The sequence below is a fragment of the Kribbella yunnanensis genome (assembly GCF_039529655.1).
Classification (GTDB): Bacteria; Actinomycetota; Actinomycetes; order Propionibacteriales; family Kribbellaceae; genus Kribbella; species Kribbella yunnanensis.
Map to the genome: position 1 here is coordinate 206,549 of NZ_BAAANF010000002.1, position 21,602 is coordinate 228,150.

Below are 21,602 nucleotides of genomic sequence, written 5' to 3' on the forward strand. Positions count from 1 at the left end.
GATGGGGCGTTTGTTCGGTACGGACGGAGTCCGTGGCCTGGCAAACGTGGACCTGACCGCGGAGCTGGCGCTCGACCTCTCGGTCGCGGCAGCTCATGTACTCGGCGAGGCCGGTGCCTTCGAAGGGCACCGGCCACGCGCCGTTGTGGGGCGGGATCCACGCGCCAGTGGAGAGTTCCTGGAAGCCGCTGTGGTGGCCGGACTGGCCAGCGCCGGCGTCGACGTGTTCCGGCTCGGCGTGCTGCCGACCCCGGCCGTCGCCTATCTGACCGGCTCGACCGGTGCCGATCTCGGCGTGATGCTGTCCGCCAGCCACAACGCGATGCCCGACAACGGCATCAAGTTCCTGGCCCGCGGTGGGATCAAACTCGACGACAAGATCGAGGACGCCATCGAGATCCGGATGAACGAGGAGTGGCAGCGCCCGACCGGCGCCGCCGTCGGCCGCGTTCTCGACGACGGGCAGGGCTTCGAGACGTATGTCTCGCACCTGGTCCGCTCGGCGCCGAACCGGTTCGACGGGGTCAAGGTCGTCATCGACTGCGCCAACGGCGCCGCGTCCGGGACAGCTCCGGAGGCGCTGCGCCGGCTGGGTGCCGAGGTGATCACGTACGCCGCCGCACCGGACGGCCTGAACATCAACCTGAACTGCGGATCCACCCACCTGGAGGGTCTGCAGCGTGAGGTGATCGGGCACCGCGCCGACCTGGGGATCGCCCTGGACGGCGACGCCGACCGCTGCCTGGCGGTCGACGCCAACGGCGAACTGGTGGACGGTGACCAGATCCTCGCGATCCTGGCGCTGGCGATGCGCGACAGCGGCCGGTTGTCCAACGACACCGTGGTCGCGACCGTGATGAGCAACCTCGGTTTCGTCCAGGCCATGGTCCGGGAGCAGATCGCGGTCGAGCAGACCAAGGTCGGCGACCGGTACGTGCTGGAAGCGATGAAGGCCGGCGGTCACAAGCTCGGTGGTGAGCAGTCCGGGCACGTGATTCTGTCCGACCACGCCACCACCGGCGACGGCACGCTGACCGCGGTCATGCTGCTGGCCCGGATCGCCCAGACGGGGAAGACACTGGCCGATCTGGCCGGCGTGATGACCCGCCTGCCGCAGGTCCTGGTCAACGTCAAGAACGTGGACAAGGACCGGGCCGCGACCGACTCCGTCGTACAGGCTGCTGTCGCTGAGGCGACCAAGCGGCTCGGCGACACCGGCCGGGTGCTGCTTCGTCCCTCGGGCACGGAGCCGCTGGTTCGCGTGATGGTCGAGGCCGAGTCGTCCGACACGGCCGACGAGATCGCCCACTCGCTTGCTGACGTGGTTGCGGCTTCGCTGAAGCTCTGATCCACCACCGCACGGCCCCGGACCCCACCAGGCCCGGGGCCGCCGCATTTCAGGACACGGAGATGTCGACGGAGGGGCGGAGTTCGGCGGCTACGGCTAGGGCTTCGTGGACGGGGTTGTGGAGGAAGGCGTCGATGGCCTTCGGGTCTGCGGGGTTGGCGAGGGCGGGGAGGGCTAGCTGCTCGTACGCCGCCTGGAAGCGTGGGCCCCAGCGTCGGGTGCCGAGGCGGGCGGTGCGGGAGCAGTTGTCGACCATGTAGGCGACGTCGCGGGCGTGCATGTAGGGGAGTAGCGAGTCGACCGCCTCGATGATCGACTCGTTGACGATCTCGGACCAGACATGGCCGCGGGCCGCGAACTCGTCCACCTGGGCAGTCATCGTGGCAACGAAAAGTCCTGCAGTAACTGGATCAATGGTTGTAGCCGTCCCTCGGCGGGCGTGGACCTCGGCGCTGTGGGACCACATTTCGCTGCCGGCGATCGCGGTCATGGGGCGAGTGGCGAGGCGTTGCTCGGCGAGGATGACGCTGCGGAGTTCGGTGCCTTCGGCAACTTCGTCGTAGATCTCGGCGACCAGGTCGCGGGCCGGCTGGTAGGCCGCGCTGTAGGCGCGATCGAACAGCTCCTGGTCCGCGCCGGACAACGCAGCCCGTACGGCGGGCAGTCCGGCGGCCGAGATCGTTCGCGCGATCGGCCCGGTCACCGCCTCGGTGGACCGCTCGTACGCCGTCACCGGGTCGGCCCCTTCGAGTCGGAAGTGCCGGTAGAGCGCCTCGACCAGGCCGTGGACCGCTCCGAGCAGAATCGCGCGTTCACCGACGATGTCCGAGCGGTACTCGGCTGACAGCGTGGTCGCGAACGTGTACGGCGATCCGAGGGCGACCGACCACGCCAGTGCCCGGTCGGTGGCATACCCGTCCGGGTCGGCGTGGACCGCGATACTCGCGTTGATTCCGGCGCCGTTGACAGTCGCGCCTTGCTCGTAGAGACGGCGTACCGAATCACCCATGCCCTTCGGGCAGACCGCGATCACCGGGTGGCCCGGCGGGAAGTCCCGGCCGCTCGCCTGCAGGTGGCCGAGCAGGAAGCCGTGCGACAGGCCGATCGTGGCGCCGGGCTTCAACGCTTGGAAAATCGTCTCGTGCTGGGCGGCTAGGGCTGCGTCGGCGATGAGCAGGATCACGAGGTCGGAGGCGGCCGCGACGGGCAGCAGTTCGCCGAGTGTGCCGTCCTCCTCGGTGAAGCCGTTCGCCCGGGCGTCGTCTGCCGAGGTTGAACCCGGCCGGAGGCCGACCGACACCGTGATGCCGGTCCCGGCGAGCGAGTCGCGGAGGTTGAGGGCCTGGGCGCGTCCCTGCGGGCCCCAGCCGAGTACGCCGATCCGCTCGATGCCGTGAAAGGCCGCGGGAAGCAGCGGGAACAGGTCGCGGCCGCCGCGGAGGATCGTCTCGGATCCCCCGGGCACCGTCATGGTCTCGGTCGTGAAGACCGACGAGTCGATGGTGGTCATGTCTTTCAGTGAAAGCCGAAGCTACTCTTGCAGCAAGCGCAAGATCTGCATCGCAGCGTTGCAGAAGGTGAAACGTGGACCATCGCGAGCTCGAACTGTTCCTGCACCTGGCCCAGACCCTCAACTACGGCCGCACCAGCCTGGAGTGCCACGTCAGCGCCGCGACGCTCACGCGAACCATCCAGCGCCTCGAAGTGCGCACCGGGAGCCGCCTGTTCGACCGCGGTCCGCGCGGAGTCGTGCTCACCGCCGACGGCCGCCGCTTCACGTCGTACGCCGAGCAGGTGCTGGGACTGTGGAGTGACTATCGCGCCGGGACCGACGTACCAGCCGATCTGACCGGTGAGCTACGCATCTTCGCCACCGTCACCGCCTGCGAGGCCCTCCTGCCAGACCTGCTAGCCCCACTCCACGCCGCCCACCCACAGATCCGCCTGGACATCCGCACCGGCGACGCCGCGATGGCGCTGGCCCGCCTGGACGAGGGCGAGGTAGACGCCGCCGTAGCCGGCATCCCCCCGCGCCTCCCCGGCACCCTGATCAGCCGCACCATCGCCACCACCGACCTCATCCTGGTCAGCGCCCCCGGAGTCCCCTCAGACAGCCCGTACGTCGTCCCCGCCCGCGGCCTGGTCCGTGAGGCCGCCTTCCGCTGGTTCCGTGCCAGAGGCCTGCGCCCGTCCATCGCAGCCGAACCAGACGGCCACGAGGCACTACTGGCCCTCGTCGACCTCGGCTTCGGCATTGGCATCGTCCCGCGCCTCGTCCTCGACACCTCAACCTTCTCCGGCCGCCTGGTCGAACGCCGCGTCCACCCACCACTAGACCCCCTCCCCATCGGCCTCTGCGTCCGCCGAACCGACCTACACCGCCCCCTCATCACCGCCCTCTGGAACACACCAACCCGTTGAACTAACTGGGCGGGGGGCCGACGGTGTCGCCGGGTTGGAGGGTGGCGGGGACTAGTTGGGGTGGGAGGGGGGCGGCGCCTTCGAGTTGGCGGATGAGGGCTTCGATGCCTAGTTGGCCCAGCTCGGAGCCTGGGGTTCTCAGGAAGGTGAGTTCGGGGTCGCTGAGGGCGGCTACCTCGGGGACCATCAGGAGGGAGAGCACCGAGAGGTCGGCGGGGATGTCGCGGCCCAGGCGTTTGAGGGCTGACACCACGCCTAGGGCGCCGTATTCGTTCGCGACCAGGATCGCCGTCGTATCGGGGTGTTCCTGCAGCAGGCGTTCGGCGGCCTCGCGGCCTGCCCGGGGTGTGTCCGAGCAAGGCTCGACGACTGTGCGTAGGCCGTATTCCGCCATCACCCGCCGGTACGCCGCCTCTGATCGGACCCAGGGCCCGTATTCGTGGAACCGGGGGTCGGCCAGGTCGCCCGAGATCAGCGCAAGTGAGCGGTGGCCGAGTTCATGCAGGTGGGCGACCGCGGCCTCGATGGTCGCGTCGAAGTCGATGTCCACGTGGGCGAGGCCGTCGAGCTCGGTTGTCCGGCCGATGAGGGCGAACGGCGTACCGGTCTCGCGCAGGACCTCGACGCGGGGATCGGCGAGCTGGACCTCCATCAGGACGACGCCGTCGACCAAGCCCTGGCCGAGTAGTTCGCGGAGCTCGACGCCGTCGTTGCCGACTGGCCACAGGACGAGGTGGTACTCCTGCTCGCGGGCTCGCTCAGCCGCCGCGGTGAAGAACTCCGCGGTCGACATCCCGAAGCGGTGCTCGAGCGCCGGATAGGCCATCGCGATGATGCGCGTCCGCCGGCTGGCCAGCGCCCGGGCGACCACATTGCGCCGATACCCGAGGTCGGCCATTGCCTGCTCGATGCGGGCGCGGGTCGCCGGGGTGACCGGCTTGGTGTCGTTGAGCAGGAACGACACCGTGGCGATCGACACTCCCGCGCGTTCTGCGACGTCGCGCATCGTAACCATCGAGGCTGGCCCCCTTCTGAACTCTTGACACCACTGTGACCCAAGGAACATAGTCCTTTCACTCCGGAGTTAAGCGCTTTACCTGCGACAGTGCAAGGAGTCCGATGTGATCAGCAGCAAGCGGTCCACCGCCGTCCTGGCGGGTGCGGTGGCCCTGTCTCTCGCTATCGCGGCCTGCGGTGGGAGCGGCAACGGCAACGGCAACGGCGGCGGCGGAAACGGTGGCGCGGTCACCAGCCTGACCGTCCTCGACTACTACAACAACGACCCCGACAAGGCGCTGGTCCAGAAGGGCCTGGACGCCTGCGGGACGAAGCTCGGCGTCAGCATCCAGCGGGAGACGGTGCCTGGTGACACCTTGATCCAGAAGGTGCTGCAGCAGGCGTCCTCGAAGACGCTGCCCGACGTGCTGATGCTGGACAACCCCGACGTCCAGCAGATCGCGGCCACCGGCGCCCTGGCCCCCCTGAACGACCTGGGTCTGAACGCGGACGGAGTCATTCAGGGCATGGTCGACGCGACGTCGTACGACGGCAAGCTCTACGGACTGGCGCCGGTGACGAACACGATCGCGCTGTTCTACAACAAGGACATGCTGGCGGAGGCCGGCGTGCAGCCGCCGAAGACCTGGGACGAGCTGAAGGCCGCGGCCAAGAAGCTGACCAAGCCCGGCCGCTACGGCATCGCGTTCAACGCCAACGCGACGTACGAGGGGTCGTGGCAGTTCCTGCCGGCCATGTGGACCAATGGCGGCGACGAGACCGACCTGAAGAGCCCGCAGGTGGCCGAAGCCCTGCAACTGTGGGTTGATCTCGTCCAGTCCGGCTCGGCGTCGAAGAGCGTGATCAACTGGACCCAGGGCGACGCCAAGGACCAGTTCGTGGCCGGCAAGGCCGCGATGATGGTGAACGGCCCGTGGCAGATCCCGGCGCTGCAGGAGAGCCCGAAGGTGAAGTGGGATGTCGTCACCTTCCCGCTGCACAAGCCGGATCAGACACCGATCGCGCCGCTCGGCGGCGAGGCCTGGACGGTCCCGCTGAACAAGGACCAGGCCAAGCAGCAGAAGGCCGCCGATTTCGTGCAGTGCCTGAACTCCGACGAGAACGAGTTGGCCTGGGCGAAGGCCCGCTTCACCCTTCCGACCAAGACCGCGCTGCTCGACCAGTACGCCAAGGAAGTGCCGTCGATGAAAGCGTTCGCCGAGCAGGTCAAGACCGCCCGCGCCCGGACCGGCAAGCTCGGCGACAAGTGGCCGGACGCGGCGAAGGTGATCTACCAGGCGATCCAGTTGGCGCTGACCGGCAAGGCCTCGGCACAGGATGCTTTCAAGCAGGCCTCGGGCGGCTGATATGGCGCAGGCGACACTGACCCGGACAGTCGCCGTACGGCGGGCGCGTGGCCGGCGTGGCGAGAGCCTGACCAAGGTCTTGTTCGTGCTGCCGGCCGTGCTCGCGATGGCTGCGCTGTTCGGCTACCCGATCGTGAAGAACCTGGTGATGAGCCTGCAGGACTACGGCCTGCGCACGTTCTTCACCGGTCAGGCGCCGTTCGTCGGGCTGAAGAACTACTCGGCGATGGTGAGCGACCAACTGTTCTCGCAGGCGATGGTGAACACCGCGTTGTTCACCATCGGCTCGATCGCCTTCCAGTTCGGCATCGGACTGGCGCTCGCACTGTTCTTCCGGCGACGGTTCCCGCTCGGTGGGCTGCTGCGGTCGTTGCTGTTGCTGCCCTGGCTGCTGCCGCTGATCGTGTCGAGTGCAACCTGGCGCTCGATTCTCGAGCAGGACAACGGCATCCTCAACCGCACGCTCACCGGCCTGCACCTGATCGACCAGCCGGTGCCGTGGCTGAACTCGCCGTCGGTTGCCCTGATCGCGGTGATCGGGGTGAACATCTGGATCGGGATCCCGTTCAACGTCACCTTGCTGTACTCGGGTCTGGCCGAGATTCCCGACGAGCTGTACGAAGCCGGCCAGCTGGACGGAGCGACCGGCCGGCGCGCATTCGTCCACATCACCTGGCCGAACCTGCGCGCAGTGGCGGGCGTGCTGCTGATGCTCGGGGTCGTCTACACGATCAAGGTGCTGGACATCATCCTCGGACTCACCGGCGGCGGCCCGGCCAATTCGACGCAGACGCTCGCGACCCAGTCGTACGAGCGGTCGTTCATCGACTTCAAGTTCGGTGAGGGCGCGGCCCTGAGCAATCTGCTGATCGCGCTCTCGTTCTTGTTCGCGATCTTCTACCTGCGCAGCACCCGCCGCGCGGTGGACGAGTGAGGAGGGTACGGCGATGACGGACTCGGCCACGCGACGAGCGACGTACACGGTGATCGGCGTACTGATCCTGGCGGTGATGTTGTTCCCGGTCTACTGGATGGTGAACGCGTCACTGCAGCCGTCCGGCAACACCCTGACGGCCGGTTTCCTCCCGCTCGACCCGAGCTTCGCCGGCTACCGGCGGGCACTCAGTGAGCAGGGCGGGAACCTGGTCACCAGCCTGATCATCGCGACCGGCACGGTCGTGCTGAGCCTGGCGATCGCGGCGCCGTGTGCCTATGCGCTGTCGCAGTTCCGGTCCCGCTGGGTGTCGATCGGTCTGCTCGCGATTCTGATCTCGCAGATGATCCCGGGGATCGTGATCGCGAACGCGCTCTACACGGCGTACGAACGGATCGGGTTGCTGAACTCGATTCCCGGGCTGATCGTGGCGAACCTCAGCAGTGCGGTGCCGTTCGCGATCCTGATCCTGCGGTCGTTCATGCTCTCGCTGCCGCCGTCGCTGGTGGAGGCCGCGCGGGTCGACGGCGCCGGACTGTTCCGGGCGTTCGTCGCGATCGTGCTGCCGATCAGCCGGAACTCCCTGATCACCGCGGGACTGTTCAGTTTCCTGTTCTCCTGGAGCGACTTCCTGTTCGCGCTGACGCTGACCACCAAGGGCGGCGTCCGGCCGGTGACGCTCGGCATCTACCAGTACCTGGGAACCCAGGTACAGAACTGGAACGCGGTGATGGCCACCGCGGTCCTGTCGGCGATCCCGGCTGTGGTGCTGCTGATCGCCGCCCAGAAGTACATCGCCGCCGGCGCCGTCGGCGGAGCAGTCAAGTGACCCCTGAAAAGGACTTCTACAGATGACGATTCGCGTACTCGTCTGGGGCGAGAACCGGCACGAGCAGGTCGAACCGCACGTCGCCGAGATCTACCCTGACGGCATGCACGCCACGATCGCCGCCGGCATCGCGGAGAACCTCGAAGCCGAGGTTTCCACCACGACTCTGGACGAGCCCGAGCATGGGCTGACCGAGGAGGTGCTGGCCGCCACCGACGTACTGGTCTGGTGGGGACACGCGGCGCACGGTGAGGTCGAGGACAAGGTGGTCGAGCGGGTCTACCAGCATGTGCTGGCCGGCATGGGCCTCCTCGTTCTGCACTCCGGTCACTGGTCGAAGATCTTCGGCAAGCTGATGGGTACGTCGTGCACGCTGCGCTGGCGTAGTGAGCGCGACCGTGAGCTGGTCTGGACGGTGAACCCGACGCACCCGATCGCACAGGGAGTGCCGCACCCGATCGAGATCGAGCAGCAGGAGATGTACGGCGAGTTCTTCGACATCCCGGTGCCGGACGAACTGATCTTCATCTCGACGTTCAGTGGTGGCGAGGCGTTCCGGTCCGGCTGCACGTTCCGCCGCGGGCACGGGAAGATCTTCTACTTCTCGCCTGGTGACCAGGACTACCCGGTCTATCACCACAAGGACATCCGCAAGGTGATCGCGAACGGCGTCGCCTGGGCGAAGTCGGACCGCCCCGAACGCGCCGTACCGACGCTGCTGCGCTATGACACCGGCGACTTCTTCAACGGTCACGGGTACGGCGGACCGATCGATGCCTGAGCCTCTGCGCATCCTTCAGGTCGGCGCCGGCGGTATGGGCCGCGCGTGGCTCAACACGATCGCCGGCAACCGGGACGTCGTACTGGCTGGACTGATCGACCTCGACACCGCACTGGCCCGGAGCGCAGCCGACGAGCATGGGTACGGCGCTGTGCCCGTTGCCGCGTCAATTGACGAGCTGGCGGCATCGGCCGATGCGGTCATCGATGTGACGGTTCCCGCGGCCCATCCGATCGTTAGCGCGACCGCACTGAGCCATGGGTTGCCCGTGTTGTCGGAGAAGCCGTTGGCCGCGACTGTGCGCGAGGGGCTGCAGATGGTCGCTGCAGCGGAGCTCAGTGGCAAGCTGCTGATGGTGTCGCAGTCCCGGCGGTACTTCCGGGCCGGCAACGCCTTCGCTCGCCAGATCGCTCAGCTCGGACCTGTCGGCTCATTGTCGTGTGAGTTCTACAAGGCGCCACACTTCAGCGGCTTCCGTGAGGAGATGCCTGAGCCGCTACTGGTCGACATGGCGATCCACCAGTTCGACCTGGCCCGAAAACTGATCGGTTCTGCGCCGGTGTCGGTGTACTGCGACTCCTACAACCCGGAGTGGAGCTGGTTCGACGGCAATGCGGCCGCCAACGCGGTGTTCACGTTCGCCAACGGGACCAGGTTCGCGTTCAACGGCAGTTGGTGCGCCCCGGGACTCGAGACCTCGTGGAACGGTCGCTGGCGAGCCAGTGCGGCCGGAGGGACGGCGTACTGGGACGGTGACAACGCACCGGCCGTGGAACTGGTGTCGGGGGAGACCCGAGTGGCGGAGCTGGCTGACGAGCCTGAGGAGATCGCTGGTTCGTTGGCCGAGTTCGTTGCTGCGGTCCGATCGGGGACAAAGCCGCAGTCCGAGGTGCATTCCAACGTCATCAGCGTGGCCATGGTGGAGGCCGCCGTACAGTCCGCTGCTACTGGTGCAGTGGTGCGGATTGACGACGTACTGACTGCTGCCTACACCGAGGCGATCGCTACTGCGTCAGACACTGCTGTGCGTGCCTGCTTGGAGTCTTGGCCGGACGTACTGAAGACTCTGGAGCCATGACGACGAGCAGCACACCACGCTTGCGATTGACGCCGATGCGCCCGCGGGACCCGCACGAGCCGGGACGGGTGGCGTCCACGCTGGAGCTGTTCTTCGACCTGGTGTTCGTGGTCGCCGTGAGCGTCGCGGCGGCCCAGCTTCACCACGCACTCAGCGAGGATCACATCGCGCATGGCGTGCTCTGGTACGTGGTCGTGTTCTTCGCGATCTGGTGGGCCTGGATGAACTTCACCTGGTTCGCCACCTCGTTCGCGACCGACGACTGGCTGTACCGGGTGCTGACGATCTTCCAGATGGGCGGCGTGCTGGTGCTCGCCGCCGGGATCGAGCGCGTCTTCGACCACGAGGACTTCCGGGTCGTCGTAGTCGGGTACGTCGTGATGCGGGTGTCGATGATCGCGCAGTGGCTGCGCGCCTCCCGGGCGGCCCCGGAGACCCGTCGGCTCGCGCTGACCTACGCCGGGGGCATCGCCGTCGTCCAGCTGCTCTGGATCGCGCTGATGTTCCTGCCGCACGAGGTGACTCTGATCGGCTGGCTGATTCTGGTCATCGCCGAGGTGCTGGTGCCGGTCGTGGCCGAGCGCCGCGGTGAACAGACCACGCCACGGCACCCGCACCACATCACCGAGCGGTACGGCCTGTTCACGCTCATCCTGCTCGGCGAGAGCCTGCTGGCCTCGGCCAACGCGATCATCGAGGCCGTCCACGAGCACGAGGAGCTCGCGCCGCTGATCGCGATCTCCGTGCTCACGCTGCTCGTCACCGCGGCCATGTGGTGGATCTACTTCTGGCCGCCGCACCACCACGCGATCACGACGTTCGCGAAGTCGTTGCGCTACGGCTACGTGCACTTCTTCGTCTTCGCCGCGGCCGGGGCGTTCTCGGCCGGCGTGGAGGCGCAGATCGATGTCATCACCCATCACAGCAAGCTCAGCGAGTTCGTCGCGTCGTTCACGATGACCGTGCCGATCGCGATCTTCGTCCTCGGCATCTGGTGGATCGCCCTGCGCGAGAACGCCGATCGGGTGGTGAACATCGTCGTACCGCTCGGGGCTGTGCTGGTCCTTCTCGACCCGATTGTTCCGGTGCCGTTCATCGTGACCACGGTGCTGATGGTGGCTGTCGTTGCGACCCTGGTGGTCCGCCCTCCCATTACTGTCGGTGGCGATCAGTAGTTTGGCCTTGACCCACTGTGGCGGGGTTGTGGTTAACTTTCGCTACCGGGGGCTGCGCCTGTAATTCACTTACTGTTGGGGGTCCGCCATGCCCGCCCTGCCCATTCTCCGCCGCCTCAGTCTGGCCGGGCTCGCCCTGGCCACCACCGTTGCGGGAGTGTCGATGACGGCCGCTGCCAAACCCCCTGAACCCGCTGAATCCGCCGCCGCGCAGGTCGGCCGGACGATTCAGCGGATGTCGCTGGAGGAGAAGGTCGGGCAGCTGTTCGTGCTGTTCGCCTACGGTCCCGACGCGCATCAGCCGGACGCGCGCAACACCAAGCTGTACGGCGTGGCCACCCCGGCCGAGGTGGTCGAGAAGTACAAACCGGGCGGCTGGATCTATTTCGACGGCCGCGGCAACGTGCAGAACCCGACCCAGGTCGCGACGCTGTCCAACCAGCTCCAGGAGACCGCGATCGGGACCGGGCTGCACGTGCCGCTGCTGATCGCCACCGACCAGGAGCAGGGCGTGGTGACCCGGATCGGGCCGCCGGCCACGCAGTTCGGCGGAAACATGGCGCTCGGCGCCACCCGCAGTACGGCGGACGCTCGCACGGCCGCCGCGATCACCGGCCAGGAGCTGAAGGCGATCGGGATCCGGCAGGACTATGCGCCGGACGCCGACGTGAACGTCAATGCGCTCAACCCGGTCATCGGCACCCGCTCGTACTCGAGCGACCCGAAGCTGGTCTCCGACATGACCGCGGCGCAGGTTCACGGGTTCCAGCGGGATGCTGGGATCACTGCGACCGCCAAGCACTTCCCCGGTCACGGCGATACGGTCGACGACAGTCACAACGATCTGCCGACGATCAACCACACGCTGGCGCAATGGAACGCGATCGACGCGCCACCGTTCAAAGCGGCGATCAAGGCCGGGATCGACTCGATCATGACCGCGCACATCGTCGTACCGGCGTTGGATCCGTCCGGCGACCCGGCGACGCTGAGCAAGCCGATCCTGACCGGAGTACTGCGGAAACAGCTCGGGTTCCGGGGTGTGATCGTGACTGACGGGCTGGAGATGGCCGCGGTTCGCCAGGAGTACGGCGATGCCGAGGTCGCGGTCCGCGCGATCGAGGCCGGGGTCGACCAGTTGCTGCTGCCGCCGGCGCCGGACGTGCAGTACAACGCGGTCCTGGACGCCGTTCGGTCCGGCCGGATCAGCGAGCGGCGGATCGACGAGAGCCTGCTGCGGATCCTGCTGCTCAAGCTGAAGAACGGCGTTCTCTTCCAGCCGTACGTCGATGTCGCCAAGGTGCCCGCGGCGATGGGACCGGCGGCCAGCCTGGCCACGGCGCAGAAGATCGTCGACAAGAGCATCACGCTGATCAAGGACAACGCGAAGACGCTCCCGCTGAGCAACACCCCGCGGAAGATCCTCGTCACCGGTTGGGGCGTCTCGACCACGCAGAACCTCGCGAACAGTCTCGCCAAACGCGGTGCGGTCACGACCGTCGCCCAGACCGGGGCGGCGCCGACCGACGCCGCGATCGCGGGCTCGGTGGCGAAGGCCGCGGAGAACGACGTGACCGTCGTACTGACGCGGAAGGCGTGGGACTCGAAGATCACCGACAAACTCGGCAAGCAGCGGAAGCTGGTCGGCGACCTGATGGCGACGGGCAAGCCGGTGATCGTCGTCGCGGTCCAGGACCCCTACGACATCGCGTACTTCGACGCCGCACCGACGTTCCTGGCCACCTACGGCTATGCCGCGGTGTCGATGGAGTCGCTGGCCAAGGCCCTGTACGGCGAGATCAAGCCGACCGGGAAGTTGCCTGTCGACATCCCGGTCGCGGGCGATCCGCAGACACCCCTGTACCCCTTCGGCCACGGAATGAGCTGGTGACGATGAAACGACGCACTCTGTTTGCCGGCGCCGGCGTGATCGCCGCTGCACCGCTGCTTGATGCGCCCGCTGCGGTCGCCCACGGATCGGGAGGTGGCCGGAAGTTGATGACCGGGGCCGAGGTGCTGGCCAAGGACAACTGGAAGGCGCTCGCCGGTCAGAAGGTCGGCGTGATCAGCAACCCGACCGGCATCCTGCCCGACCTCAACCACGTCGTCGACGTCATGCATGCCTCCGGGAAGGTCAACGTGGTCGCGGTCTTCGGGCCGGAGCACGGGTTCCGCGGTTCCGCGCAGGCCGGTGGCTCCGAGGGCGATCACGTCGATCCGCGGACCGGGATCATGGTCTATGACGCGTACGGCGCCAACGCGGACAAGCTGGTGAACCTCTACACGAAGTCCGGCGTCGAGACGGTCGTCTTCGACATCCAGGACGTCGGCGCACGGTTCTACACCTACATCTGGACCATGTACGAGGCGATGCTGGCCGCGGTCCGCACCGGCGCGCGCTTCGTCGTACTGGACCGGCCGAATCCGACCGGTGGGTCGGCGCGAGGGCCGATGCTGAAGCCCGGGTACACCTCCGGCGTCGGCAAGCGGGAGATCATCCAGCAGCACGGCATGACGGTGGGCGAGCTGGCCCGGATCTTCAACGCGGAGTACCTGCCGATCGACACCAACGGCGCCCGGCTGAAGGAGCTGCAGGTCATCCAGGTGCGCGGCTGGAAACGCGACCAGCTGTACGCCGACACCGGGCTCACCTGGGTGATGCCGAGTCCGAACATGCCGACTCCGGATACCGCCCTGCTCTACCCCGGCATGTGCCTGTTCGAGGCGACCAACATGTCCGAGGGGCGTGGCACGACGAGGCCGTTCGAGCTGATCGGAGCGCCGTACGTCGACTATCGGTGGGCGCAGGCGTTGCAGGCGAAGAACATCCCGGGGGTGGCGTTCCGCGAGGCCTACTTCACGCCGACGATCAGCAAGAACGTGAACGTGTTGTGCGGCGGCGTGCAGGTGCAGATCACCGATCCTTTGAAGGTGGAGGCGATCACGGCCGCGACGCACATGATCGTGGAGGCGCGGAAGCTGTACCCGGGCTTCACCTGGCGCACCGAGAACCCGCCCGGCCGCTGGATCGATCTGCTCACCGGATCCGACCGGTTCCGGACCATGCTTTTGGCCGATGCGACCGCCGAGGAGATCGTGGCAGCGTGGCAGGCCGAGACCGACGCGTGGACCGCGCGCCGGGCAAAATACCTGCTCTACAAGGGAGCGCACCGGTGAAACGCTCCGTTGCCCTCACGATAGCCTCTGCGGTGATGCTGACGATGACTTCCCCTGCGGTTGCCCACGGCAACAAATCTGGCCGCTTCGACCAGCCCTATGACGGTTACGCGCCGAAGACGACACTGCTGCGTGACTCCACTCCTGCCCGCGTTGGTCTGGATCCGGCGCCGATCGATGCCGCGCTGGCTCAGGTCGATGCCTGGACCCGTCCGGCCGGTACGGCGAAACCTTTGTTCGCCGGGGCGGTGACGCTGCTCGGTCACGACGGTCGCGTGGTCACCCGGCAGGCGACGGGGCTGGCGCTGAAGTATGCCGACGGGAGTGGGACGGAGTTGCCGGCGGATCAGCAGATCCCGATGCGGACCGACACGATCTTCGACATGGCCTCGGTCTCGAAGCTGTTCACCTCGATCGTGGTGCTGCAGCAGGTCGAGAAGGGCAAGGTCGGGCTCGACGAGCCGATCGCGAAGTACGTGCCGGAGTTCGCCGAGAACGGCAAGGCGGCGATCACGGTGCGGCAGGCGCTCACGCACACCACCGGGCTGCCGTCGTGGCTGCCGTTGTGGAGCGCGCGGCCCGATCCGGCCTCGCGGCTACAGATGGCGCTGACCGCGAAGCCGACCAGCGTGGCCGGGACGACGTACCTCTACAGCGACCTGAACCTGATCGCGCTCGGCGAGGTCGTGCACCGGGTGAGCGGCAAGACGCTCGACAAACTCGTTGCCGACGGCATCACCAAGCCGCTGCAGATGCGCGACACGGGCTACAACCCGGATGCCAAGAAGAAGCCGCGGATCGCCGCGACCGAGTTCCAGGCGTCGCCGGCCCGTGGGATGGTTTGGGGTTCCGTGCACGACGAGAACGCCTGGTCGCTGGACGGCGTCGCCGGGCACGCGGGCGTGTTCAGTACGGCGGACGACATGGCCGTGCTGGCCCAGACCTTCCTGAACGGCGGCAGCTACCGCGGAGCCCGGATCCTCAAGGAATCCTCGGTCACCGCGATGATCACCAACTTCAACCAGGCCTACCCGGGCAACGATCACGGCCTCGGCTTCGAGCTCAACCAGCGCTGGTACATGGCCGGTCTGTCCGGGCCGCGGACCGCCGGGCACACCGGCTACACCGGTACGTCGCTCGTGATCGACTTCGACTCGCGGTCGTTCGCGATCCTGCTCACCAACCGGGTGCACCCCAGTCGCAACTGGGGTTCGAACAACCCGGCTCGGCGGGCTGTCGCGCAAGGACTCGCGCTGGCGCTCGGGGTTGGTCCGCGACACGGCAAGGACGCGTGGTTCTCCGGGACGACGGATGCCGCGACGACGACGCTGGCCACGTCGGTCGCCGTACCGGCTGCTGGGGCGAAGCTCGCGTTCGATCTGTTCGTGGATACCGAGGACTCGGATCTGTTGTATCTGGAGACGTCGACGGACGGGCAGACCTGGACCAAGGTGCCGTTCACGGTGCGGGACCGCGGTTCGGTGATCGACACCGACGGGACGATCAGCGGTTCCGGCGACCGGCACTGGCATCAGGTGACGGCCGAATTGGCCGCTGGTGAGCGGTCGTTGCGCTGGCGGTACACGACCGATCCGCTGTACCAGGGCCGCGGCGTCTACGTGGATGGTGTGAAGATCACGAGCGGGCGTGATGTTCTTCTCGACGGGGAACGCAGTCCGGAGTCATTTACGGCAACAGGTTGGAGACTTTCGCGTCGGTGATCCCATCTGGTGCATAGTCGCCGTACCGTGGCTGTCATGAGCTCAACAACCTCTCCTGAACCCACGGGGCCGCTGCTGGTCCGAGTCCGCGCGGTGATGCCCGCGCTGGCGCCGGCCGAGCAGCGGGTGGCGAACGCGGTCCTCGCGGACCCGGGCGGAGTGGCTGCGATGACGATCTCCGAACTGGCCGAGGTGGCTTCCACCTCAGAGACCACGGTCATCCGGTTCTGCAAGCAGATCGGTGTCCCCGGCTACCCGCAGCTCCGCCTGCAGTTGGCGGCCCAGTCGGCCACGGAGAACATCCGGCCCGAGGTCGGTGGCGACATCGAGCCGGGTGACTCGCTCGACGACGTCGTCCGCAAGGTCGCCTTCGCCGACGAGCGGGCCGTCCGCGAGACCGCGCAGCAGGTCGACATCGACGCCCTGGCCAAGGTGGTGACCGCGGTCGTGAACGCGCCGCGCGTCGACATCTACGGCTTCGGCGCCAGCGCCTTCGTGGCGCTCGACCTGCAGCAGAAGCTGCACCGGATCCGCCGGGTCGCCTTCGCCTGGTCCGACGTGCACATGGCGCTACCGTCGGCCGCCCTGCTCGGGGACGGCGACGTCGCGATCGGTATCTCGCACACCGGTGTCACCGTCGAGGTCGTCGAAGCGCTCGAGGAGGCCGCCAAACATGGCGCCACCACGGTCGCTGTGACCAACTTCCCGCGCTCACCGCTGGCCCGGACCGCCGATCTGATGCTCACCACGGCTGCGCGCGAGACGACGTACCGGTCGGGTGCGATGTCGTCGCGAATCGCACAGCTGACGGTCATCGACTGCCTGTTCATCGGGGTCGCTCAGCAGGTGCTGCCGGACGCCCGGAAGGCGCTGGAGGAGACGGCGACCTCGGTCCGCGGGCACCGGCTCAAGGGTTCGGAGTGAGACCGGTCGGGTACGGATCGTTACGTCAAGCGTTTCTGTCAACGATGAACAGAATTGAAAATCCTTCAGTAGAAAACTAACATCGACACTGTGACGACACCGACGGAGCAGCGCAATCCCCGCACGCTCGCCATCGACGCGGTGGGCACGACCGAAATCCTTCGCATGGTCAACGCCGAGGACGCCTCGGTCGCCGGTGCCGTCGCGGTCGTCCTCCCGCAGCTGGCCGAGGCCGTCGACTGCGCCGTCGAAGCGGTCCGGCGCGGTGGCCGGGTCCACTACTTCGGCGCCGGTACGTCGGGACGCCTCGCGGTGCTGGATGCGGCTGAGCTGCTACCGACGTTCCATGTGCCTGACGGTCTGGTGGTCGCTCATCATGCCGGTGGGATGGAGGCGCTGCTCCGCGCAGTCGAGAACGTCGAAGACTCCGAACAAGGCGGCGCCGACGACGCCGCCGCAGTCACCGCCCGCGACGTAGCCATCGGCCTAGCCGCGTCCGGCAGTACGCCGTACGTCGCCGGCGCCCTGAAAGCCGCCCGAGCCGCCGGAGCCGCCACCGTCCTGGTCACCTCGAACCCGGACGCCCCGCTCGCACCCCTGGCCGACATCGTGATCGCCGCCGACACCGGCCCCGAAGTCATCGCCGGCTCCACCCGCCTCAAGGCCGGCACCGCCCAGAAAATGATCCTCAACGCCTTCTCCACCACGCTGATGATCAAACTGGGCCGCACCTGGTCCAATCTCATGGTCGACCTGGTAGCCACCAACGCCAAACTCCGCAACCGCATGCTCCGCATCCTCGCCGAAGCCACCGGCGCCGACCCCGACGCCTGCGAGTCAGCTCTAGCCGCCGCCGACGGCGAACTAAAACCAGCCCTGGTCCACCTCCTCACCGGCGCCCCCATCCCCGCCGCCCAAGCCGCCTTGACGGAGGCCCACGGCCGAGTAGCCACCGCCCTGACCACCCTCAACACCCACGCCTGAAAGGACACCGCCTCCGGCGGCGACAGCCCTTTGGCGCCTCCGGCGCGGCGCGCAACGCGTGTTCGGCGAAGGCGATGAGCGCGGGATGCCGTGTTGCGGGGTGAGTTCGCGCCGCCAAGTGGCTCGGTCCGCGGATCGCAGTCCGGTGGACCGCCAGTGCCCATCAACTGCTCCTGGCGGCGGGTGTCACGCCCGAAAGGACACCGCCTCCGGCGGCGACAGCCCTTTGGCGCCTCCGGCGCAGGCGCGCAGTGCGTTGTCGTGGGAGGGTGGTGAGCGCGGGATACGCGGTGAGTTCGTGTCGGCGGGCACCGCCATGGGATCGCCATGGCTCGAGAGATGCTGCGCGGCTCCATCCTCGTCGAGGCGGGATACGTCGACGAGTCGTCGCTGGCGGCGGCGGTGCGGAGCGTTGAGCGAGGTGGCGCACTGCCAGAGCTCCTCTATGACACGCTGGCTGTCGAGCGAGGACTGCGGAGCGTACTCGGAGCTGGGGTGACCTGCTGGTGAACGATGCTGACGGGCGTCTGCTGGCGAAGTCGAACCTGTCTTACCGGCGACCTGAGTTGTACGACGCGATGCAGGCTGACGACGGTGTGGTGAGTCAGGTGATCGGCCTCGTCGGGGAACGCGAGGTTTCGCCTGCACAGATCCTGGATCTGGGGTGTGGAACCGGTCGGCATCTGGCAGGGCTTCGGGATGCGTTCGGGGCGGGTGCAGTGGGGGTCGATCTGCAGGAGCGCATGGTTCGGTACGGGCGGCCGCGGTACGGAGTGGACCTTCGGTGCGGCGATATGCGGCTGGTGCGGTTGGGGCGGAGGTTCGATCTGGTCACCTGCCTGGGGAACAGCCTGTCGTATCTGCGGACGGTCGAGGATCTGAGGTTGGTTGCCGAGACGATGCGGATGCACCTGGCGCATCGAGGGGTCGTCGTGCTCGCGACGTTGATGACTCCGCAGGTCGAGCTCGCCATGAAGGTCGTCCGGGTCGAGACGGATCTCGTGGCAGCGAGTGTCGAGGTTGGCTCCGTTTGGGAGGCCGAACAGCGGGTGCAGGTGATGCATCGGACGTGGCGGCATGACGACGGGACCATCGACGTGGATGTGCTGCGGCGGAGAGTGTTCAGCGCCGAAGAGTTGGACGGGGCACTGCGCGGCGCCGGGTTCTCCGACGTTCAGTTGGTGAGCTCGGGGCTTGTGGTCGCGTCCTAGGGTCTGGGGGTGGATGAGGAATTGAGTGGTGGGCGGCTTTCGGGGGCGGTGCGGCGGGGGAGACGGTGGTTCGGCGGCGGGGGTCGGCTAACTCGCGGGCGCCGTTCGGGTGGGATGTCGAGCCGGATCGGGCGCGGCGGTTGCGGTTGTTCTGTGATGCGTACGGGCTGGGGGTCGAGCCGGCCGAGCTGGTGGATCTGATCGGGCTGCGGTTGCTGGGGCATGCGGCGAACATCGAGCAGCAGGTGAAGGCGGGGAACCCGGCGTACGACGTCCATCGCGACGAGGACCATGCCGGCGGATATCGCGCGGCGGTCGCCTACATCCTGGCGAACCGCGCACTGTTGCTCGGCAACTGAGGACCGCTGCACGTCCGCCGCCAGCAGGATGATCCGGCCTGGGACGAACTTCCCGGCCGTCGGCGGCATCAGACATCGGGATGCCGCAGAAAAAGTTTCGATGTCCTTTGGATGGCATTCGTGAAAGCGTGCGGGGAATCCTTCGAAGGGGCTTGCGGGTAGGCCATTTCTAACCCTTTACGAAAATTCAAGCGGTTTGTTTTTCGGGGGGTGGAACGTTTGTTTTGAGGGGTTGCTTCGCGTGATGGGATCATTACTTCTGGTCCATAGCGCGGCTGTGTGATCGTGTCGTATCGTCCAGTCATCGCCAGGCCTTGGTGGGGGTGCTGGCCTTCGAATCCTTTGTGTGCAACGGCTTTGGAGCTCGGATGGCCATGGACGAGTCTTTCGTCGTGCCCGGAAACGCGCTGGGCGCGGAGTGGGTCGACGATGTGCTGCTGGCGGGACCGGCGGCTGACGTTTGTTTACGCCTGCCGGAAGTGATCGACCGCGGGAAACTCCGCACGTTGGTCCAGGAACGGCAAATGGAGTTGGCTCGGGCCGGTTTTCGGCCGGGTGGCGCGGTGGCGTTGCGGTTACCGCCGTCGGTGGCTTTTGTGGCGCATTTGCTGGCGGTGTGGCGCAGTGGTGGGCAGGCGATCCTGCTGGACCACCGGTTGACCGATTACGAGGTACGGCGGGCGATCGAGCGGCTGGTACCGCAGGTGGTGGTGTCGGCGGATCGGCCGGTGCCGGCCGGGTTGCGGACGTTCCATGACGTGGGTGCGGAGCTGGCCAGCTATTCGGGACACACGGCCAATACCGCGCACGCGGTTGTGCAGCTGAGTTCGGGGTCGACCGGGCCTTCCAAAGTGATCGGCCGGACCGCCGAGGACCTCGTTGAGGAAATCAACAGGTACACGCAGATCGACGGCGTACCCACCAAGAACGAGCGACTGATTCTGCTGCCGTCGATGGTGCACGTACTCGGTCTGGTCGGCGGCCTTCTCTACGGCTTGCACGCCGGAGTCGAACTCGTCCCGCCCGCCCGCCTCACCGGTGACGCCATCGTGCACGCGATCGCGGCCGAGACCACGCCGGCCACCGTGCTCGGCGTACCGTTCCACATCGGCTTGCTGGCTTCGGTTCAGCAGCCACCTTGGTTGCCGCAGTTCAAACGTATGACGACCGGCGGCGAGCTCGTGCCGCAGTCCGTGTCGGATGCGTTCGAGCAGAAGTACGGCGTTCCGCTCGGGAACATGTACGGGATGACCGAGGTCGGTGTCATCGGCACCGACCTGTTCGGCCGGCATCGCCCCGCGATTCGGCCCGCGCCCGGGATCGACGTCCGGACGGTCGACGGCGAACTGCAGATCGCGCGGAAGGAGTCGCCGTACCTCGGGCTGTCCGATCCGGCGCGCTGGTCGGACGGCTGGCTGCGGACACGCGATGCCGGCGTTATAGAACCAAGCACCGGTCTGGTGAGTATCAAGGGCCGGCTGGACTCGCAGGTTTCGGTCGGTGGGCTGAAGGTCGACCTGACCGAGGTCGAGTACACGCTCGGAACGCTCCGAGGTGTCGAGGCCGCGGTCGTCGTCTTCGACGGTTCGATCACCGCCTACCTGCAGCTCCACGAGCGCCGCGAGACCACCCGGCTGGAGGCCGAGCTGTCCCAGCGGCTGGCGTCGTACAAGCGGCCGCGGACCCTGCACGTGCTCGATCAGTTGCCGCGGACAACGACCGGGAAGCTGGTCCGCGACCTCACCGTGCTGCGCAAGGCGGTGCCCTGATGCTCGGTCAGAACGATCTCTACCGGCGGTTCGTCGAGCGCCACGGCCAGTACGGCGCCGTCGAGCGGCAGGCGGACGACGTACAGACCGGGGACCGAGCCGACGGGCCCGTCGCCGAACGGGACCCGTCGGCGGAGTCCGGAGTTCCGCAGGCCGACGCCGAGCGCTTTGCCGACGGCCTCTTTGGCGGTCCACAGCTGCAGGAACGCGTGCAGATCGCCCGCCATCCACTCGAGCTCGGCCGGGTCGAACCAGCGGCGGGCGAGTCCGCTCACCTCCCGCGGATACACGTCCTCGAGGTCGATCCCGATCGAGCCGGTACGGCGGGCCGCGACGGCGACGCGCGAGCGGCTGTGGCTGAGGCTCACCGCCAGACCGGGGATCTCGGGTCGACCGTTCGCAGCGTGCTGCAGCACCGGGTCGCTGACGAGAGTGCCGGCGAGCGAGAGCAGCAAGGCATGAGCAGTGGCCCGGGAATCGTCACCGGCCGGTGCGGTCCACACATCAACACCCACCGAAAGAAGGTAA

At 67.4% G+C, this 21,602-nt stretch carries 20 protein-coding genes; 17 read left to right on the plus strand and 3 right to left on the minus strand.

Going from position 1 to position 21,602, the window contains the following annotated elements; translation table 11 throughout:
* Nucleotide 1 precedes the first annotated feature (1 nt).
* Entirely contained in the window at nt 2-1,348 is a 1,347-nt protein-coding gene (glmM, locus tag ABD231_RS02450; protein ID WP_344144656.1) for a phosphoglucosamine mutase, read from the plus strand.
* 49 nt (nt 1,349-1,397) lie between these two features.
* Here the strand turns inward: glmM and ABD231_RS02455 are convergent, their stop codons facing one another.
* Complete coding sequence (locus ABD231_RS02455) at nt 1,398-2,858, minus strand: ketol-acid reductoisomerase (protein ID WP_344144658.1); 1,461 nt, start codon at nt 2,856-2,858, stop codon at nt 1,398-1,400.
* Nucleotides 2,859-2,932: 74 nt separating this feature from the next.
* Between ABD231_RS02455 and ABD231_RS02460 the strand changes: the two genes are divergently transcribed.
* Nucleotides 2,933-3,769 (plus strand): LysR substrate-binding domain-containing protein, encoded by an 837-nt coding sequence (locus ABD231_RS02460; RefSeq protein ID WP_344144659.1) that lies wholly within the window; start codon nt 2,933-2,935, stop codon nt 3,767-3,769.
* 1 nt (nt 3,770) lies between these two features.
* Here the strand turns inward: ABD231_RS02460 and ABD231_RS02465 are convergent, their stop codons facing one another.
* On the minus strand, nt 3,771-4,775 hold the full coding sequence (locus ABD231_RS02465) for a LacI family DNA-binding transcriptional regulator (RefSeq protein ID WP_344144661.1): 1,005 nt from the start codon (nt 4,773-4,775) through the stop codon (nt 3,771-3,773).
* Nucleotides 4,776-4,890: 115 nt separating this feature from the next.
* Here ABD231_RS02465 and ABD231_RS02470 point away from each other — a divergent pair, with 115 nt between their 5' ends.
* From ABD231_RS02470 to ABD231_RS02540, 15 genes are all read left to right on the plus strand, one after another.
* Entirely contained in the window at nt 4,891-6,132 is a 1,242-nt protein-coding gene (locus ABD231_RS02470) for a sugar ABC transporter substrate-binding protein (RefSeq protein WP_344144663.1), read from the plus strand.
* Nucleotide 6,133: 1 nt separating this feature from the next.
* Nucleotides 6,134-7,066 carry a carbohydrate ABC transporter permease gene (locus ABD231_RS02475; protein WP_344144665.1) on the plus strand — a complete coding sequence of 311 codons (933 nt, stop codon included), beginning with the start codon at nt 6,134-6,136 and terminating at the stop codon, nt 7,064-7,066.
* A 13-nt stretch (nt 7,067-7,079) separates the two neighbouring features.
* Nucleotides 7,080-7,895 (plus strand): carbohydrate ABC transporter permease, encoded by an 816-nt coding sequence (locus tag ABD231_RS02480; protein WP_344144667.1) that lies wholly within the window; start codon nt 7,080-7,082, stop codon nt 7,893-7,895.
* A 22-nt stretch (nt 7,896-7,917) separates the two neighbouring features.
* A complete protein-coding gene (locus tag ABD231_RS02485; RefSeq protein ID WP_344144669.1) occupies nt 7,918-8,676 on the plus strand; it encodes a ThuA domain-containing protein in 759 nt (252 codons plus the stop codon).
* Nucleotides 8,669-9,754, plus strand: a complete 1,086-nt coding sequence (locus ABD231_RS02490; protein WP_344144671.1) for a Gfo/Idh/MocA family protein — start codon at nt 8,669-8,671, stop codon at nt 9,752-9,754. Before ABD231_RS02485 ends, ABD231_RS02490 begins: the two co-directional genes overlap by 8 nt.
* Nucleotides 9,751-10,929 carry a low temperature requirement protein A gene (locus ABD231_RS02495; RefSeq protein ID WP_344144673.1) on the plus strand — a complete coding sequence of 393 codons (1,179 nt, stop codon included), beginning with the start codon at nt 9,751-9,753 and terminating at the stop codon, nt 10,927-10,929. The genes ABD231_RS02490 and ABD231_RS02495 overlap by 4 nt, the downstream gene beginning before the upstream one ends.
* An 88-nt stretch (nt 10,930-11,017) precedes the next feature.
* Nucleotides 11,018-12,820, plus strand: coding sequence for a glycoside hydrolase family 3 protein (locus tag ABD231_RS02500; RefSeq protein WP_344144675.1), 1,803 nt, complete (start codon nt 11,018-11,020; stop codon nt 12,818-12,820).
* A 2-nt stretch (nt 12,821-12,822) separates the two neighbouring features.
* On the plus strand, nt 12,823-14,106 hold the full coding sequence (locus tag ABD231_RS02505) for an exo-beta-N-acetylmuramidase NamZ family protein (protein WP_344144677.1): 1,284 nt from the start codon (nt 12,823-12,825) through the stop codon (nt 14,104-14,106).
* A gap of 35 nt (nt 14,107-14,141) precedes the next feature.
* Entirely contained in the window at nt 14,142-15,827 is a 1,686-nt protein-coding gene (locus tag ABD231_RS02510) for a serine hydrolase domain-containing protein (protein WP_344144679.1), read from the plus strand.
* A 36-nt stretch (nt 15,828-15,863) separates the two neighbouring features.
* Complete coding sequence (locus tag ABD231_RS02515) at nt 15,864-16,751, plus strand: MurR/RpiR family transcriptional regulator (RefSeq protein WP_344144681.1); 888 nt, start codon at nt 15,864-15,866, stop codon at nt 16,749-16,751.
* Between the two features lie 90 nt (nt 16,752-16,841).
* Nucleotides 16,842-17,735: an N-acetylmuramic acid 6-phosphate etherase gene (murQ, locus tag ABD231_RS02520; protein ID WP_344144683.1), complete on the plus strand. Its 894-nt coding sequence runs from the start codon at nt 16,842-16,844 to the stop codon at nt 17,733-17,735.
* A 327-nt stretch (nt 17,736-18,062) separates the two neighbouring features.
* Nucleotides 18,063-18,245: a hypothetical protein gene (locus ABD231_RS02525; protein ID WP_344144685.1), complete on the plus strand. Its 183-nt coding sequence runs from the start codon at nt 18,063-18,065 to the stop codon at nt 18,243-18,245.
* Nucleotides 18,242-18,946: a class I SAM-dependent methyltransferase gene (locus tag ABD231_RS02530; protein WP_344144687.1), complete on the plus strand. Its 705-nt coding sequence runs from the start codon at nt 18,242-18,244 to the stop codon at nt 18,944-18,946. Before ABD231_RS02525 ends, ABD231_RS02530 begins: the two co-directional genes overlap by 4 nt.
* Before the next feature lie 65 nt (nt 18,947-19,011).
* A complete protein-coding gene (locus ABD231_RS02535; RefSeq protein ID WP_344144689.1) occupies nt 19,012-19,305 on the plus strand; it encodes a hypothetical protein in 294 nt (97 codons plus the stop codon).
* A gap of 374 nt (nt 19,306-19,679) precedes the next feature.
* On the plus strand, nt 19,680-21,074 hold the full coding sequence (locus ABD231_RS02540; protein ID WP_344144691.1) for a class I adenylate-forming enzyme family protein: 1,395 nt from the start codon (nt 19,680-19,682) through the stop codon (nt 21,072-21,074).
* Here the strand turns inward: ABD231_RS02540 and ABD231_RS02545 are convergent.
* Nucleotides 21,005-21,589: a 4'-phosphopantetheinyl transferase family protein gene (locus ABD231_RS02545; RefSeq protein ID WP_344144693.1), complete on the minus strand. Its 585-nt coding sequence runs from the start codon at nt 21,587-21,589 to the stop codon at nt 21,005-21,007. The two genes, ABD231_RS02540 and ABD231_RS02545, sit on opposite strands and share 70 nt — an antisense overlap.
* Nucleotides 21,590-21,602 lie beyond the last annotated feature (13 nt).